This window comes from Sphingomonas sp. FW306-05-A, from assembly GCF_058782275.1.
Window position 1 is genome coordinate 1193789 of the sequence record NZ_JBYSXN010000002.1, and the last position, 15360, is coordinate 1209148.

Below are 15360 nucleotides of genomic sequence, written 5' to 3' on the forward strand. Positions count from 1 at the left end.
CGCTTTTGCAGCTACCCCCGCTTCGCCGCGATATAGCGGTTCACCTGCTCGTCGAGCACGTCGAGCGGCAATGCCCCCTGGCTCAGCACCGCTTCATGGAAGTCCCGGATATCGAAACGCGATCCCAGCGCCTTCTCCGCGCGCTGGCGCAATTCGGTGATCTTGAGCTGCCCGACCATGTAGCTCGTCGCCTGCCCCGGCCAGTTGAAATAGCGATCGACCTCGCGCGCGATGTCCTTGTCCGACACCGAACTGTTCGCCTTGAAGTAGGCGATCGCCTGCTCGCGGGTCCAGCGCTTGGAATGGATCCCCGTGTCGAGCACCAGCCGGATTGCGCGCCACACCTGGAGCGACAGCATCCCGAAGCGCGCATACGGATCCTTATAGACCCCCATCTCGTCCGCAAGCCGTTCCGAATACAGCCCCCATCCTTCGCCATAGGCACCATAGAAACCGAACTTGCGGAACTTGGGCAAGTCCGTCAGCTCCTGCTGCCGCGCAAGCTGGAAATGGTGGCCGGGCGCGCCCTCATGCGCGGCGATACCGGCGACCTGCACCTTCTGCGTCTGAGTCATGTCGACCAGATTGACGTAATAGATCCCGGGCCGCGACCCATCCGCGGAGGGCGGATTGTAGAAGGCGGTGGACGCAGTCCCCTCGCGCCACTTTTCAACCGCACGCACTTCCAGCTTTGTCTTCGGCAGGACGCGGAAGTAGCGCGGCGCGACTTCCATCACCGATGCGATCACGGCGCGCGCGTCGGCGAGATAGGTTTCGCGGCCCTCCGCAGTGTTGGGATATTTGAACTGCGGGTCGGTGCGGATGTGCGCGAAGAACTGTTCGAGTGTCCCCTTGAAGCCGACATCGCGCTGGACCGCCTCCATCTCCTGCCGGATCGCCGCGACCTGGCGCAGGCCGAGCGCATGGATCTGGTCGGCGGTCAGGTTTGTCGTGGTCGAGCTCTTCAACCGGTCGGCATAATAGGCCGCGCCATCCGGCAGGCTCCACGCCCCGAAATTGCCCTTGGACAAGGGCTCGATCGCATCGAGCGTCGCGAACAGCGTGTCATAGCCCTTGCGGAACGGCCCGATCAGCGCGGCCTGGGCGTCGGCGATCAGCTTAATTTTGGTCTCGGCCGGCGCATCGAGCGCAGCGACCTTCTTGCGAAAGTCCGCCAGCAGCGTCGAATCCGGCCCGCTGTCGAACGGCGCCCCGGTGATGACCGCGCGCGCATCGGCACGGGCCGGCGCGAAATTGACCTTGTTGGGGATGATCCCGGCGGCCGCCTGCGCGCGCATCGTCGCGGAGACTTCGCGCATCACGCGCTCGGTCTCGCGCAATCGGGCGATATAGGCCTGCGCGTCGGCGACCGTGTCGACCTTGTGGTTGTTGATCAGCAGAACCGGAATGTCGCCCGCCGGGCTGCCATTGGTCGAGACGGGAAAGCTAAGCTTGCGAAACTGGAACGACTCCCGCTCGCGCGCGGCCTGATATTCGAACAAGCGATAGCTGACCCGCGCACTCTCACCGAGTTGTTCGGGGCGGAAGCGGGCGTGAAGGCCCTTCAACTGTTGCTCGGACAGCGCCTGCGCGCGCACCGCTGCCGCGTCGGTGTAATCGTTGAGACGGTCGTAATGCGTCTTCAGCCCCAATTCCGTCAGCGATTCCGGGCTGAGGTCGAGTTGCGCATCATAGGCTTGGTCGAGGAACCGGAGCAGCGCGGCATCCTGCGCCTGCGTAGCGGATACCGCGCCCTTGGCGGGCGTCTGGACCGCGACCGGGGCGGGGGCGTTCGCCTGGATCAGCGAAACGGTCGGCAACAGCATGACGGCAAGGGCAAGGCGCATCGGGGCATTCTCCTGAGGAATGCCCCTTGTCGCGCGCCACCCCGCCCGGCGCAATTGCCGAATGCCCCGTTCCCCGGAGCGGCTTACAGCATCGTGCGCTCGACCGCCTTGCGCCAGCCGGCGATCAGATCGGTCCGCAGACCGTCGTCCATCGTCGGCACGAAGCGGCGCTCGCACGACCAGGTCGCCGCGATCGCATCGAGATTTTCCCACACGCCGGTGGCAAGCCCGGCAAGGAACGCGGCCCCCAGCGCGGTGGTTTCGACGCCGACCGGTCGCTCGACCGGGGCGACGAGCACGTCCGAGAGAAACTGGCACAGCCAGTCGTTGACCGCCATGCCGCCATCGACGCGGAGCGCGGGGGAATCAGGGTGCGCCTCCGCGCGCATCGCCTCGATCAGGTCGCGCGTCTGGTACGCGACCGATTCGAGCGCGGCGCGCGCCAGATGCGCCTCGGTCGCGTCGAGCGTCAGCCCGCAGATGAGACCGCGCGCGTCCGGGTCCCAATGCGGTGCCCCCATGCCGACGAACGCGGGCACCATGTAGACGCCGTGATTGTTCTGCACGCGCAGTGCCATGTCGTGCGTGTCCGACGCGCGGGTGATGATCCTCAGCCCGTCGCGTAGCCATTTGACCGCGGCCCCGGCAACGAAGATCGCCCCCTCCAGCGCATAGGTCGGCACGCCGTCGAGGCGGTACGCGGTGGTCGTCAGCATCCGGCTTTTCGACCGGATCGGCTCGGTGCCGATATTCATCAGCGCGAAGCAGCCGGTGCCATAGGTCGATTTGGTCATCCCCGGCTCGAAACACGCCTGACCGAACAGCGCCGCCTGCTGATCGCCCGCCATCCCGCCGATCGGGATCGCACGCCCGAGGATCGACGGGTCGATCTCGCCGAAGATGTGCGCATTGTCGAACACGTCGGGCAACAGCGGCGCGGGGATGCGGAACAGCCGAAGCAATTCCTCGTCCCAGCGTTGCGCGGCGATGTCGAACAGCAAGGTGCGCGACGCATTTGTCGGGTCGGTCGCATGAACCTTACCGCGCGTGAGGCGCGAGAGCAGGAAGGTGTCGATCGTCCCGAACGCCAGATCCCCACGCTCCGCCGCATCCCGAGCCCCCGAGACATTGTCGAGGATCCACGCGAGCTTCGTCGCGGAAAAATACGGATCGATCAGCAACCCGGTCTTCTCGGTCACCATTGCCTCGGCCCCGTCGGCCTTCAGCTTCGCGCACACGTCCGACGTGCGGCGATCCTGCCACACGATCGCGCGGTGGACCGGCTTGCCCGTCTTGCGGTCCCACAGTGCGACCGTCTCGCGCTGGTTGGTGATGCCGAGCGCCGCGATGTCGGCGACATCGATCCCCGCCTTGGCGACCGCATCGCGCAGCATCGCGACGGCATCGCGCCAGATATCCTCGAGATCATGCTCGACCCAGCCAAGCGCCGGATAATGCTGCGCGAACTCGCATTGCGAGACGGCAATGGGGGTCGCGGTCGAATCGAACACGATGCAGCGGGTCGATGTCGTGCCCTGGTCGAGCGCGACGATATAGGGGGCGGTCATTCGATACTCTCCTGGGACGCAGTCGGTTTAGCGCGAGCGGTCCGCCGTATCCCAGCCCCGGTCGGGCAGCGGGGTAGCGGCGATCTGGCGCGACGGGAGGAACGGGCGGATCAGCGCCTGATAGACGGTGGCGCCCGCCACGCCGCCGCAGAACGGCCCGGCGATCGGCACCCACCAGTAATCGAGCGGTGCGGGAAAGGCCGCCGACCCCCACCCTGCAAAATAGCAGAACAACCTCGGGCCGAAATCGCGCGCTGGGTTGATCGGCCACGCTTCGAGATACCCTCCCGCCCCGCCGATCATCGCGACGAGCAACCCGATGATGAGCGCGCTCGAATCCGCGCGGGGGGCCTGGGTGTTATATTCGTCGGTCACCGCGAAGATGCCGAGCACGAGGATCCCGGTCAGCACGATCTCGTTGAAGAAGGCACGGACCGGGGTGATGCCGTCGCCGGGATGCGTGAAGAACACCCCCGCGGCGCCCCCCGCCTCCCGCGCCAGGGCATGGCTTTGGTTGAAGCTGTCGATCACCGGCCCGTACATCATGTACACCAGTGCCGCGCCGATGATCGCGCCGATCACTTGCGCCGCCCAATACGGCACGATCTTGCGCTTGGGAAAATCGCGGTAGATCGCGAGCGCCAGCGTGACGGCTGGGTTGGCATGCGTGCCGGACACCGCGCCGGTCACATAGATCGCGATCGTAACCGCCAGACCCCAGGTAATGCACACGCCCCAATAGGCGGTCTTGTAGGGACTGGGGTCGTACAGCGTGTACATCGCGGCGGCCGAATTGCCGATCGTGATGATGATCGCAACCGCGATGCATTCGGATATGAGTTCGCCGATGAAGGCCTTATTAGCAGCCATTGTCCCCTCCAGGACCTGCTGTTTCGGCGTATAATTCCGCGCCGTCAATCGCATCCGATCGATCGAGCGGGCACCCCGGGACGCTTTTCGCCGCATGCCGGAAACGCGATGTGCGAGGATGCGCCGGGTAACGCGGCGTTACTTACCGATGGCTGCCGGGTCCTTCCACCACGACAGAGTGTGTCGGTCATGCGCGGTCGTCCACACCCCCGTCGGGGTGTAGCGCAAGGCACCGCTGCCCGATGCTGCGCCGACCCGCGCGCGGATCGCAAGCGTCGCCGGGTCGATCACGACGAACGTCTGCCCCGCCGTGGTGCGCAGCCAGATCTTGCCGCCGCCCGCGTCGATATCGCCATATTTGAGTGTTCCATCAACCTTGACGCGGCCCACGACGTCGCCGGTCGTCGGATCGACCTTGGCGACGGTCCCATCGCCTTGCTCCTGCACCCACACCGCCCCTTCGCCCGCGACGAGGAAGCCGGGCGTGCGCCCGAGCGCCGTGCGTTTGACGACCGCATTGGTCGTCGGGTCGATCTTCTGGAGCGTCTGGCTGGTTCCGCTTGCGGCCCATAACGCCCCCATGCCGAACGACAGATAATGGCTGTCCCGATCGACCTGGACCGTCGCGATCATGCGGTTGCTGGCGGGGTCGACCCGCGTGATTATGCCCTTGGCGTCGCTGCTGACCCAGATCGATCCGGCCCCCGCGACGACGTTCAATTCCCCTTCGGGGTTGCCGATGCCGGTTGCGATCGTCGCGGTGATCTTCGCGGTTCGGATATCGATCCGGTTGAGCGTCTTGTCCTTGCAGTCCGCGACCCACAGCGATCCGTCGAGGATCGTCATCGCGCCGCACGGATGCGCCAGCGCGACCGTCGCCAGCTTCTTGCGGCTGGACCAGCGTTCGACCCGCCCGGCGTTGGTGACCCAGATCGTCTTGCCGTCGATCGCGATGAAATCGGCAAATCCCGGAACGGGCACGACCTGCTCCTGCGGCGCCTTCGCCAAAGCCTGCGTGGACGCGATGCAGCCCCCCAGCAACGCAACGACTGCCCAACAGTTTTTCAGATACACCTCCTGGAGATACGGAACTACTGGGTCGCCCGGTGCTGTACCGCCGGGCTGGATCAGTTCACGACGGTCGTTGACTCAGGCCGTTTGGCAGTGAGCTTCGCGATCACGGGGCGCGCAGGAAACATCCACTGCTCCCAGATCGTCAGCCGCTTGCGGTCATCCTGCCCCACCACAGCGGATTCCCCGTCACGGTAAGTCCCGAACAGCCGGTCGAGCAGGATCAGCGAATTGCCGTAGTTGCAGCGCGTGTCCTCATAGCTGAGCGCGGTGTGGTGCAGGCTGTGGTTGCGGATTGTCGTGAAGAAGAAGGCGTACCAGCGCGGCGGATCGGCGCGGACGTTGGCGTGCGCGAAGGTTGATACCGCGGTCAGCACGTTGAACCCGCAGAACACGGCGGCCTGCGGCAAGTCGAAGATCGCCACCACGCTGAGGCTGATCAGGAACAACTCGATCGGATTGCCCACCGCGCCCTTCATCGCGTTCAACTGCGTGATGTGGTGATGCGGTGCATGGGTCGACCAGAGGAACGCATTGTTGTGCATCAGCCGATGCATCCAATATTGGCCGATCTCGACCAGCACCACCACCAGTGCGACCTGCACCACGAACGGCAGGTGCATCGCCCAGTCAGTCTGGATTCCTAGCGCCTGTTTGGCGGCTTTTAGCGGGGCCTCGGCGAACGTGTTGGTCGCCCAGGCGATCGCGGTCGAGCCGAGCACCATGTAGAACAGATCGGTGCAGAATTCGCGCAGGTCCATGCGCCACGCTTTATGCCGTTCGTGTACCTGTTCGAGCAGGAGGACGAACGCGGTCGTCACGGCGACCGCAGCGACGATCGACCAGGGGCGACTGATGAAGTCCGCCGGTCCATAAGCCCAGAACAGCACCACAGCGGCGACCGTCGCGGGCGGAAGCAGGTTGAACACGGTTTGCCTCATCACAATCGAGCCCCGTCCTATGCCGAAAAGCGGCCCCCCGCTCCGCGGGATGCGTCGTCGAGAAGCACGTTCATCCTAAGCGCTGGCTACCCGCGGGTCAGGTGGGCAAATGACGTATCGAGACGACGTCAGCGCGCGACATAAGCGCGCCAGCCGCCGAGCGCGGTAATGTCCTCCGCCCCTACCGTCGCGCGCGGCTCGGCGACGAACCCCTTGACCGTGCTGCCATCGGCAAGCGTGACCGATCCGATCGCCAGCGGCGGCGGCACGTCGACGACGAAGCTGCCGAAGGCTGCGACGTCCAGTTCATACACTTCGACCGCAATCGCTGCCCCGTCCTCAGCCCCGACATGCACCAGTGCGGGTTTGGGGGGCACGCTGTCCGCCATCGCGTACAGGGTATAGGTCGGCGCGGTATGGGTCGCCTCGACGAACACCGCATCGCGCGAGGTGAGCTGCCAGTGCAGCGGCATGTCCTTCAGATGCGCGCCGACGACGGCGAGTTTCACGGTCTGCATTCGACCCTCCAGGTCCAAGGGTGGTGGTGCGGCGAGCTTCGCCGCGTCGAGATAGGCGTCGCCTGCGGCGAGGAGCGCCCGGTCGGTTCCGGCGGGACCGATCAGCGTAATGCCGAACCCGGTGCCATTGTCGCGCGCGCCTGCGGGCACCGCGATCGCCGCCATGTCGAGCAGATTGACGAAGTTGGTATACGCCCCGAGGTTGCTGTTGAGCGCGATCGGTGCCGCGCGCATCTCGGCTACGCGGTAGGTCGTGCCCGTCGTCGGGAGGACGAGCAGGTCGATCGTGTCCCACAGCAGGTCGGCAGCGCGGCGCAGTTCCGTCAGTCGGTAGATGCCGTTGAACAGATCGACCGCGCGGAGATCGAGCCCGCCTGCCACGACTTCGCGCACCACGGGATCGAGGTCGGCCGGGTCCGCCGCCAGCACCGCCTCGAGCGCGGCGGTGCGTTCGGCCACCCACGGGCCGCCGTAGAGCAGTTGCGCGGCCTCATCGAGCGGGGTCAGGTCGATCTCGACGATCGTCGCCCCGTTCGCCACGAGCGTGTCGAGTGCGGCCCCGTACAGGCGTTCGGACTCGAGATCGCCGAACCATTTGCGCTGGTTGGCCCGTGGCACGCCGATCCGCCGCGCATCGCGCGATCGGTCGGGCACGGGTGCAGAGAACGGGTCGGTGGCGTCATATCCGGCGACCACCGTATCGACCAGACGCGTTTCCGTGACGGTGGACGCCAGCACCGTGATGCAATCGAGCGTGCGGCACGCCGGGACCAGCCCGGTCGAGCTCCAGCGCCCGCGCGACGGCTTGAACCCGATCAGATGCTGGAAAGCGGCGGGCACGCGGCCCGATCCCGCGGTATCCGTCCCGAGCGCGAAAGCGACGAGCCCCGCCGCGACGACCACCGCCGACCCCGAGCTCGACCCGCCGCTGACATAGGCGCGGTTATAGGCGTTGACCGACGCGCCATACGGGCTGCGCGTGCCGTTCAATCCGGTCGCGAACTGGTCGAGATTGGTCTTGCCGATACAGATCGCCCCCGCCGCGACGAGGCGGTCGACGACGGTGGCGGAGGCGGCCGGACGGTAGCCGTAGCTCGGGCACCCCGCGGTGGTGTCGATCCCCGCAACGTCGATATTGTCCTTGACCGCGAACGGCACCCCGGCGAGCGGAAGATCCTCGCCCGCCTCGACCCGCGCGTCGATCGCCTCCGCCTGCGCGAGCAGCGTGTGTGCATCGAACCGCGCGATCCACGCCTGCGGCTGGATCAGATCATACACCGCGATCCGCGCGATCACGTCCTGCACGACCGCCACCGCCGAGACGCGTCCCGCCGAAACATCCGCCGCGATTCCGCAGGCGTTGAGCCGCGACAAGCTCACGACGCGGGCCGGAAGGCGAACATCGGTGCGCCGGGCTGGATCGCCTGCCGCTCGGTGACGTACACCGCCTCGATCGTGCCCGCGCCCGGGGCGTCCACCGGAAACTCCATCTTCATGGCCTCCATCACCGCCAGCTGCGTCGTCGGGCCGACCACGTCGCCCGGCGCGACGAGCATTTTCCAGACGACGCCGCCGAACGGTGCCTCAATACACTCCGTCCCTTCGGGCAGCGCGATGGCGGCATCTACGCCGCGATCCGCATCGCCGTCGGTGAGCGCAGCGACCCGGTCGAATTCGCCGCGGCGGGCCCAATCGGCGCGCTCTTCGTCGAACGCCGCCTGACGATGCTGCTGGAAGCTGTCGATCTCCGCGGCATTGTCCGCAAGGAACGCGCGATAATCGGCCAGGCGGAATTCGGTTTCCTCGACCTCGATCGCACGCCGCCCGAGCGGGAAGTCGCGCCGCCAGTCGACCAGCTCGTCATGGCTGACCGGGAAGAAGCGGATCTGGTCGAAGAAGCGCAGCAGCCATGGCTTGCCATCGATGAACGCGTCGGTCTGGCGGTGCGTGTTCCACACCTGGATCGTGCGCCCGAACAGCTGATAGCCGCCCGGCCCCTCCATCCCGTAGATGCACATGTACGCGCCCCCGATCCCGACGACATTGGGCGGGGTCCAGGTGCGCGCCGGGTTGTACTTGGTCGTCACCAGCCGGTGGCGCGGGTCTATCGGCGTAGCGACGGGCGCGCCGAGATAGACGTCGCCCAGACCCATCACCAGATAGGTCGCGTCGAACACGATCCGCTCGACCGCGTCGACGTCGGTGAGGCCGTTGATGCGGCGGATGAACTCGATATTGTCGGGGCACCACGGCGCATCGTCGCGCACCGCTTCCTCATATTTGGCGATCGTCTCGTAGATCGCGGGGTCCTTCCAGCTGAGCGGAAGGTGGATGATCCGCGACGGGATGGTGAAATCGTCGAGGTCGCCGAGCCGCTCCTCCGCCGCCACCAGCGCATCCAGCGCCGCCGCCTGGTCGAGCGCGATCCCGTCGAAATGGAGCTGGAGCGAGCGGATGCCGGGAACGATGTCGATCACGCCCGGCAGCGCGATCCGTTCGAGTTCGATCATCAGCGCGTGGATTCGGATCCGGAGTTCCAGGTCGAGCACGATCGGGCCATATTCGACCAGGATGTTGCGGTCGCCCTGCTGCCGATAGACCACGCGCGGACGCCCGTTGGCCGCGGGCAGGTCGGCGAGGATCGGGGACAGCGCGCCGACGTCTCCGTCTGCGGCGACCGCCGGTTCCTCGGCAAGCGGTCCCGTGCCCGACAGCCACGCGGTCTGCGTCACCGCCGCCGTGCTCGCGACGTCGGGCGTCACCACCGCGAAGCGCACGCTGTCACCCGCGGCGAGCTGGCCGATCTTCCACAGGTCCGCGGCGATCACCACGAACGGGCAAACGAACCCGCCGAGCGACGGACCGTCGGGGCCGAGGATGATCGGCATGTCCCCGGTGAAATCGATCGCGCCGATCGCATAAGGGTTGTCGTGAATGTTCGACGGATGCAGCCCCGCCTCGCCGCCATCCTGCCGCGCCCAATGCGGCTTGGGGCCGATCAGGCGGACGCCGGTGCGATTCGAATTGTAATGGACCTTCCACAGCGACGCGGTGAACGTCGCAATGTCGTCGGGCGTGAAGAAATCGGGCGCGCCGTGCGGGCCATATAGCACACGGATCGTCCAGTCGGTGCCGATTGCCGGAACCTGCGCGACCGTCGGTGCCACGTCCGTGGGCGCATCGCCAAGGTGCAGCGTATCGCCTGCCACCACGCGCCGCGCGGCATTGCCGCCGAATTCGCCGAGGTCAAACGTGCTGCGGCTGCCGAGATACGCCGGAATATCGAGCCCGCCTGCCACCAGCAGATACCCGCGGACGCCGCCGTCGCGCACCCGGCCGAGCGCAAGCGTCTGCCCGGGGGCGATCTCGACCGCCGCGTTCCGCGCGAGCGCTACGCCATCCAGCGTCGCGCCGAAATCCGCGCCGGTCAGGCACACCGTCGCGGCGGTATTGAACAGGATCGTCGGCCCGGTCGCGGTGATCTCCAACCCCGCCAGCCCCTCGGCATTGCCGAGCAGCCGGTTGCCGAGCCGGAACGACAGCGCATCCATCGGCCCCGACGGCGGCACGCCGATCGCCCAATAGCCCTCGCGCCCCGGATAATCCTGCACGCTGGTGGCGGTCCCGCCGGACAGCACGCGGAGGCTGCGCGGCTGGTAGACCACGGTATCGAGTGCGCGCGTCGACACGTCGCCCGAGACGAACGCCGCGGTCCGCACGACATCGCGCAGCCAGCGGACATTGGTCTCGATTCCCGCGATCCGCGTATCGTCGAGCGCCGCCTGCATCGCCAGCACCGCTTGCGCGCGGTCGGGGGCGGTTACGATCAGCTTTGCGAGCATCGGGTCGTAGAAGCTGCTGACCTCGGTCCCGCTGGCGACCCACGTCTCGACGCGCACGTCGGGGAACGCCACGTCGGTCAGCTTGCCCGAGGTCGGGCGATAATCGAGCGCGGGATCCTCGGCATACAGCCGGACCTGGATCGAAGCCCCTTCGGGCGCGCGCAGCGGCGCGTCGAGAAACGCGGTGTCGCCTGCTGCCGCGCGGATCATCCACTCGACCAGATCGATCCTGAGCACTTGCTCGGTCACGCCATGCTCGACCTGAAGCCGCGTGTTGACCTCGAGAAAGAAGAAGTCGCCGCGCACCGCATCGTACAGGAACTCGACCGTCCCGGCCGAGCGATAGGCTGCCGCTTCGCCGAGGCGCACCGCCGCCGCGATCAGCCCCGCGCGAACCTCGGGGGGCAGGTTGGGAGCGGGGGCTTCCTCGACGACCTTCTGGTTGCGCCGTTGCAGCGAGCAATCGCGCTCGCCGAGCGCCACGACCTTGCCCTTGCCGTCACCGAAGATCTGCACCTCGATATGCCGCGCGCGCTCGACATAGCGTTCCAGAAACACACCGGAATCGCCGAAATTGGCGGACCCCAGCCGTGCGACCGCGGCGAACCCGTCGCGAATCTCGGCATCGTCGCGGCAAATCCGCATCCCGATCCCGCCGCCGCCCGCGGTCGCCTTGAGCATGACGGGAAAGCCGATCTCCGCCGCCGCGACTGAGGCCGCCTCGACATCGACCAGCAAATCGGACCCCGGCGCCAGCGGTACCCCATGCGCCACCGCCAGCGCACGCGCGCTGTGCTTGAGACCGAACGCGCGGATATTGTCGGTCGTCGGCCCGATGAAGACGATCCCCGCCGCCGCACAGGCTTCGGCAAATCCCGCATTTTCCGCCAGGAAACCATAGCCCGGATGGATCGCCCCTGCGCCGGCTTCGCGCGCCGCCGCAAGGATCTTGTCCACGTCGAGATAGCTTTCGCCCGGCGGTCCCGCGCCGATCCGGATCGCGAGATCCGCCTCGGCGACGTGGAGCGACCCCGCATCCGCATCCGAATAGACCGCGACCGAGCGCAACCCCATCTGCCGGAGCGTCCGGATGATGCGGCACGCGATCGCGCCGCGGTTGGCGATCAGAACCGTGTCGAAGCTCATGCCGTCACGATCATGCGGACGGGGGTCGGGTTGAAGCCGTTGCAAGGATTGTTGATCTGCGGGCAGTTGGACACGACCACCACCACGTCCATCTCCGCGCGCAGGTCGACCGTCAGGCCGGGCGCCGAAATCCCGTCGACAATCCCGAGCGCGCCATCCGCTTCGACGGGCACGTTCATGAAGAAATTGATGTTCGACACCATGTCGCGCTTGCCGCGCCCGGCGCGGACGTTGGCGTCGAGGAAATTGTCGACACAGGCATGTTGCGCCTTGGTGTGGTGGCCGTAGCGCAGCGTATTGGACTCGCACGAACACGCCCCGCCGATCGTGTCGTGATAATCGACCGACGTGGCGGTGATCGTCATCATTACGCGACCCTCGTTCGACAGCAGCGCGGCGCCGGTGCGCAGGAAGATGTTGCGCTGCGCGGCGATCGTGTCCTGCGCGCTGTAGCGTTCGGCATCGTCGGCGGCGGCATAGAGCAGGAAATCGACCGCCTGATTGCCTTGCAGATCGACGATCCGAAGCGACTGGCCCGCGCGGACGGTATGGAGCCAGGGTGCGCGCGCGGCGACGACTTCGTCGTGCACCACCGCGCCGTCCAGGCCTTCGAGCGAAAGATCGGCCACTCTATCGTCTCCTTAGCGGCGGTAATAATCGTCGACGTTGAGGAAGGCGCGGCGGCCCTCCGGCGTCGCATTGCGGATCGGATCGTCATCCCCCGCGATGGCCCCGCGCCACGCGGTCGCGCGCAGCGGCGTGATGCTCCACGGGCGCGTGTCGAGCACGTGCGGGCAATTGGCGACGACGAGGATCAGGTCCATTTCGGCGCGCAGCGTCACCGCCCGCCCCGGCGCGAACGGTCCCAGTTCGGGAACGGTCGCCCCGTCGGCGGCGACCGTCACGCCTTTGAAAAGATTGAGGCAGGGATGGACGTCGCGGCGGCCGAGACCGTGTTTCGCGACACCCAGCATCAGCCGGTCGCGTGCGTTGGGGAACGGCCCGGCGTTGCTGCCGTCGCCATAAGCGCGCGTATTGGACACGGCATTGGACGCGCCACACAAGGCGTCATGCGTCTGCGCATCGTCCGCGACGATGCTCATCAGCACGCGGCCCATGTCGGACAGGAGGAATTTGCCCGCACCCAGATACGCATTCCACTGGATCTTGAGCGTATCCGCGACATTCAGCCGCTCGGTCGGCATTTCGGCGTTGAACAGTTGCAGCGACGCGCAGGCATCGCCTTCCACGTCGATCAGCCGGACGTGCGACCCGCGAGCGAGCCGCCGCGAGGCATAACCACCCGCCGCGATCCGCTCCTCCCACAGCAGATCGTCCGCCGCGACGCCGTCCGGCAGATCGTCCGCAACTGGGGGCAGGATCGGCATCGAGTCGGCGACGCTGCCTTCCATCGCGCGGGCATGTGCGCGGGCTGCAAGCGGATCGTTGAGCGCGACCATCAGGCGGTTTTCCTCGACTTGCCAGCCTTGAAGCTGACCTGCTCGTGGAGCGGCGGCAGCAAGGCGGTGGTGGTGAACAGGCTGATCTGCTGGACGCCGCGCACCTTGCGCAAAGCGTCGCACAGGTCGCGCAGTCGCGTCGCGGGGCCCTGTACCAGCAGCACTTCGAGCGACTGGTCGTCCTCAAGGAAGACGTGCTGCGCGGAAATGACTTCCTTCAGAAACGCATGCTGCGTCTGCGCGAGCAATTCGCGCACGCGCCCCATGTTGGAGCGATAGACCAGCGTGATCGTCCCCGCGAGCAACGCATCGGGATGCGTCGCCTCGCCATGTTCTGCGAGCGCGTGACGGATCAGTTCGGCGATCATCTGCGACCGGGAGGGCAGGCCACGCTCCTGCACCATCACGTCGAGCTGATGGTACAGTTCCGTCGGCAAGCTCATGCTCAGTCTGGAAAGCCCGGTTCCGGGGGTCTCGTCGGTCATGAACGATCCGTCTCAGTTATTATCATTATCGTCAATCGTAATACTGTCGGCCGCCAGTTTTTCCGCGGCGACCCGACGATCGAGCGCGAGATCGTAGACCGCGGTCGCGCCGTAGCGGTGCGGCGCGTGCGGATCGTGGCGGCGCTTGTCGAGCGTCAGCACGCGGGTCGCGAGCGCGAACGCCTCGCTGATGTCATGGGTCACCATCGCGATCGTGAGCCCCTGTTCGCGCCACAGCCGCGTGATCAGCCGGTGCATGTCCGCGCGAATCCCCGGATCGAGCGCACCGAACGGTTCGTCGAGCAACAGGAGACGCGGGCGCTTCACCAGCGCCTGCGCGATCGCGAGCCGTTGCTGCATCCCGCCCGACATTTGCGCGGGGAAGACATGCCCGCTGTCGCCGAGCCCGACCGCGCCAAGCATCGCATCGGCCTCGTCCATCGCCACGCGCCGCGCGCGCCCGAACAGCCGCCCGGTCAGCGGCGCCCTCGCGCATTCCAGCCCGAACAATACGTTGCGGCGCGCGTCGAGGTGCGGGAAGACCGAATAGCGCTGGAACACCACCCCGCGATCGGGGCCGCATTCGGGGCGCAGCGGCACGCCGTCGAGCAGGATCTGCCCGCGCGTCGGCGTTTCCTGCCCGAGCAACAATCGCAGGAACGTGCTCTTCCCGGCCCCCGAAGGACCAACGATCGAGACGAACGAGTGCTCGGCGATGTCCAGATTGACGCGTTCGAGGACGACCTTGTCGCCGTATTCGACCCATATGTTGCGCAGAGACAGCATGCTCATCGCGCCCCATGCGCCCAGGGGAACCCGCGCGTGCTGATTTGCCGCAGCACCCAGTCCATTAGGATCGCGAGCAGCGCGATCCACGCGACATAAGGAAGGATGATCTCCATCGACAGATAGCGCCGGACGAGGAAGATCCGATAGCCGAGCCCGACATCCGACGCGATCGCCTCCGCCGAGATGAGGAACACCCACGCCGGTCCGAGCGACAACCGGATCGCATGAATCAGCCGCGGCATTGCCTGCGGCAAGGCGACGCGCAGCGCGAGTTGCCAGCTGCTCGCCCCCAAAGTCTGCGCCTTGATCATCTGTTCGACCGGCAGGGCCTCGACGTGCGAGGCGATATCGCGCAACATCAGCGGCAGGATGCCGATCACGATCAACGCCACCTTGGCGGTCTCGCCGAGGCCAAGCGCGATGAACAGGATCGGCAGCAGCGCGATCGGCGGGATCACCGCGATCGTCGTGACGAGCGGGCTGAGCGTCGCCCGCACCGCCGGGAGCAACCCCAGCATCAACCCCGCCAGCAACGCCGACAGCGTCGAAATCGCGAGGCCGATCCCAAGCCGCTGGAGGCTGGCGAACGTGTCCGACCAGAACAGCAGTTGCCCCGTCATCGCATCGGGCAGCAACACCAGCGACCGCATCGCCGCGATCATCGCGTCGGGGGTGGGCAGGATCTTGTCAGCGGGATTGAGCGCGTGGCGGCTGGCCGAGGCGAGCAGATAGGCCAGCACGAGCAACACCAGCGGGGCGGCACCGAGCATCGCCGCGACTCGTCGGCTCGGGCGGATGTTGACCAGTCGCACCATCAGCGCGC

Annotated in this window: 12 protein-coding genes; all 12 read right to left on the minus strand. The window is 66.7% G+C overall.

Annotation, left to right across the window (positions count from 1 at the left end; genetic code table 11):
- Positions 1-11: 11 nt before the first annotated feature.
- A complete protein-coding gene (locus AC3WJR_RS14250; protein ID WP_492725624.1) occupies positions 12-1847 on the minus strand; it encodes a DUF885 domain-containing protein in 1836 nt (611 codons plus the stop codon).
- Between the two features lie 83 nt (positions 1848-1930).
- Positions 1931-3415 (minus strand): glycerol kinase GlpK, encoded by a 1485-nt coding sequence (gene glpK, locus AC3WJR_RS14255; RefSeq protein ID WP_492725625.1) that lies wholly within the window; start codon positions 3413-3415, stop codon positions 1931-1933.
- 27 nt (positions 3416-3442) lie between these two features.
- Positions 3443-4285, minus strand: coding sequence for an MIP/aquaporin family protein (locus tag AC3WJR_RS14260; RefSeq protein ID WP_492725626.1), 843 nt, complete (start codon positions 4283-4285; stop codon positions 3443-3445).
- A 138-nt stretch (positions 4286-4423) separates the two neighbouring features.
- Positions 4424-5293 carry a Vgb family protein gene (locus tag AC3WJR_RS14265; protein ID WP_492725627.1) on the minus strand — a complete coding sequence of 290 codons (870 nt, stop codon included), beginning with the start codon at positions 5291-5293 and terminating at the stop codon, positions 4424-4426.
- Positions 5294-5412: 119 nt separating this feature from the next.
- On the minus strand, positions 5413-6297 hold the full coding sequence (locus AC3WJR_RS14270; RefSeq protein WP_492726157.1) for a sterol desaturase family protein: 885 nt from the start codon (positions 6295-6297) through the stop codon (positions 5413-5415).
- A gap of 128 nt (positions 6298-6425) precedes the next feature.
- Entirely contained in the window at positions 6426-8189 is a 1764-nt protein-coding gene (gene atzF, locus AC3WJR_RS14275) for an allophanate hydrolase (RefSeq protein WP_492726159.1), read from the minus strand.
- A 2-nt stretch (positions 8190-8191) separates the two neighbouring features.
- A complete protein-coding gene (gene uca, locus AC3WJR_RS14280; RefSeq protein WP_492725628.1) occupies positions 8192-11803 on the minus strand; it encodes an urea carboxylase in 3612 nt (1203 codons plus the stop codon).
- Positions 11800-12432, minus strand: coding sequence for an urea amidolyase associated protein UAAP2 (locus tag AC3WJR_RS14285; RefSeq protein WP_492725629.1), 633 nt, complete (start codon positions 12430-12432; stop codon positions 11800-11802). Before AC3WJR_RS14285 ends, uca begins: the two co-directional genes overlap by 4 nt.
- A gap of 12 nt (positions 12433-12444) precedes the next feature.
- Positions 12445-13263: an urea amidolyase associated protein UAAP1 gene (locus AC3WJR_RS14290; RefSeq protein WP_492725630.1), complete on the minus strand. Its 819-nt coding sequence runs from the start codon at positions 13261-13263 to the stop codon at positions 12445-12447.
- Positions 13263-13748: a ribbon-helix-helix protein, CopG family gene (locus AC3WJR_RS14295; RefSeq protein ID WP_131530091.1), complete on the minus strand. Its 486-nt coding sequence runs from the start codon at positions 13746-13748 to the stop codon at positions 13263-13265. The genes AC3WJR_RS14290 and AC3WJR_RS14295 overlap by 1 nt, the downstream gene beginning before the upstream one ends.
- A 12-nt stretch (positions 13749-13760) precedes the next feature.
- Positions 13761-14540, minus strand: coding sequence for an ABC transporter ATP-binding protein (locus tag AC3WJR_RS14300; protein WP_492725631.1), 780 nt, complete (start codon positions 14538-14540; stop codon positions 13761-13763).
- A complete protein-coding gene (locus AC3WJR_RS14305; protein WP_492725632.1) occupies positions 14537-15352 on the minus strand; it encodes an ABC transporter permease in 816 nt (271 codons plus the stop codon). Before AC3WJR_RS14305 ends, AC3WJR_RS14300 begins: the two co-directional genes overlap by 4 nt.
- Between the last annotated feature and the right edge of the window lie 8 nt (positions 15353-15360).